Raw genomic sequence first — 2056 nt, 5'->3', positions numbered from 1 at the left:
CTCGGCCGCCTCGGTCAGGCTGAACCCCGCCGCGACGGCCTCCACGGCGAGCTCCCTGGTCTCCAACGGGTACATGCGGACTCCAATCCGGACACCGGAGTGTCCAACTTTTTGTCCGCACCCCCGTGGCGGGTAGCAATCCGCTTTTGCGCAAGTTCAAAGGTTTCCTCGTCAACAAGCGGCTCATGGGTGTTTGGGAAGAAATAGCGTTGTTCTTCTTCGTTCTTCCGGGTCTTTTTCGACTTGTAGGATACCTTGTGAGTTTTCGCGGTTATGGTATGCCCTAAATATTCCTGCCTTGCTAATATGTCATAGAGCGTTTTGTCCGGCCAAGTATAGGGGGCGATCATTGCCCGCTGATACCGCGCCTGTCCTGTGCGCTGATAGCGCAACGCTCCAATCGTCAAGACTTTGTTTTCCGCAAGCCATTTTTGGATTTCGCACATACGCACGCCGCTAACAAACATAGCGAAAACCTGTTTGACAATCGGCGCGGTTTCCGGGTCGGGTATAAGGTGGTGGCGGTTGTTCGGGTCTGGGATATAGCCGTATGGATATTCCCCGTTGACACGCTCGCCTTTTTGCGCCTGTGCCTGTTTAACTGCACGGATTTTCTTGCTTGTATCGCGGGCGTAAAACTCGTTAAACCAGTTCCGCAAGGGGGTAAACTCGTTATCCTCCCGCGCTGTGTCAACTCCGTCGTTAATCGCGATATAGCGCACTCCGTTTTCGGGAAATACAATCTCTATGAGTTCGCCCGTTTTCAGATAGTTTCTGCCAAGACGGGAGAGGTCTTTGGTAATAACCGTCGCCACTCGTCCGGCTTCCACTTCCTGCAACATCGCTTGCAGCCCCTCGCGCTCAAAACTCACGCCGGAAAATCCGTCGTCCACAAAAAACTTTGTGTTCAAAAAATGGTGTTCGTCCGCATAGCGTTGAAGTATCATTTTTTGGTGCTGTATGCTTCCGCTTTCTCCGGCCTGCATATCCTCTTGACTTAAACGGCAGTAAAGGGCGGTGATTTTATTCGACTGTAACATTAGTCCTCCTTTCCGACAGCCGAATAAACAGGTATAATGTGTTGCTATCATTATACCATATCCCGCCGCCTAATGCACTACTCGGACGCTAAAAAGCCCGGATTTCCGGGCTTTTTCTGCAAATCCTTTACAATGAGTTTTTCAATCTTTTTATGGATTGTATCGGTTGCCTTTTCACTCGGCAACGCTTGAACAAGATAGGTGATTTTCCCTATTTTGCGTTCGGTTGTAATTGTCTGTTTTTTATCCATTAGAAAAACCTCCTTTTCCTGTATGGATAAACTATATTCGTCAAAAGGCAAAACGGGCGGTTGTTAGCTGCAACCTCACGGGAGTTTCACCCCGGCCCATGCTTATGGGTGCGCCGCGCAATACTTTGAGGGTGTTCAACGCGGGAGTATCATTGTGCCGCCTTGTATGTCGTCGCCCACAAGCTGCTAAACTTGTTTTACGGCGCGGTAGTTCTCGCTCGACTTTTCCCCAACGGGGAAAAGCGGTCATGGCGTACCCGCCGCCCGGCTCGGTACAGACGGAATGTACCCGTTGCCTGTTATGCTGCGCACCAAAGGCCGCTTTCTTTGTCAAGGAACAATAGGCTTTGTCGGCCTGTAACAGTACACCGTTTCCGATGTGCTGTTACGGAACGACAAATAGCCCATAACGGGAAGCGTGGAAAGGGGACACGCTCCCCGCATGGGCTAAAAGATTATCCTACATGAAAAGCAAGGGTGCGGGTAATAAGGCGCACTTGCAGCCTGTTACGCATTTCCTCGTCCACATAGGAATAGGTATTGCCCGCGTCGTCTTTCAGCGTGCGGGTACAAAGTTTCGCTATGTAACCCTCGTAATGCTTCAAGATCGCGCACATGGCGGTTGTGTCGCCGTTTGCCGGTAACGTACAATTTTTTGCGCACTTTGACAGCAGGATAGCGTCCAGATAGGAAGGAGGGCACGGCCCGCCCCGGTATGATTCGAGTTGTCGAGACAAGAAGCATATTGGAGGAGAGCCATGCCCG

At 51.2% G+C, this 2056-nt stretch carries 3 protein-coding genes; all 3 read right to left on the bottom strand.

The genetic code is table 11. From position 1 onward, the window contains the following. Window positions 1-14 precede the first annotated feature (14 nt). The 3 genes from C2L80_RS13415 to C2L80_RS14755 all read right to left on the bottom strand — a co-directional run bounded on the left by C2L80_RS13415 (window position 15) and on the right by C2L80_RS14755 (window position 2028). Window positions 15-1040: a recombinase family protein gene (locus C2L80_RS13415; protein WP_476707487.1), complete on the bottom strand. Its 1026-nt coding sequence runs from the start codon at window positions 1038-1040 to the stop codon at window positions 15-17. A 77-nt stretch (window positions 1041-1117) separates the two neighbouring features. Beyond that, window positions 1118-1291, bottom strand: coding sequence for a transposon-encoded TnpW family protein (locus C2L80_RS13410; protein WP_002604472.1), 174 nt, complete (start codon window positions 1289-1291; stop codon window positions 1118-1120). A gap of 455 nt (window positions 1292-1746) precedes the next feature. Then, window positions 1747-2028: a helix-turn-helix domain-containing protein gene (locus C2L80_RS14755; protein WP_275668774.1), complete on the bottom strand. Its 282-nt coding sequence runs from the start codon at window positions 2026-2028 to the stop codon at window positions 1747-1749. Window positions 2029-2056 lie beyond the last annotated feature (28 nt).

It is taken from the genome of Rubneribacter badeniensis, assembly GCF_002899695.1.
In the GTDB taxonomy this organism is placed as follows: domain Bacteria; phylum Actinomycetota; class Coriobacteriia; order Coriobacteriales; family Eggerthellaceae; genus Rubneribacter; species Rubneribacter badeniensis.
Note: the sequence above shows the minus strand (reverse complement) of the source record. Positions and strands in the feature narration are given on the sequence as shown.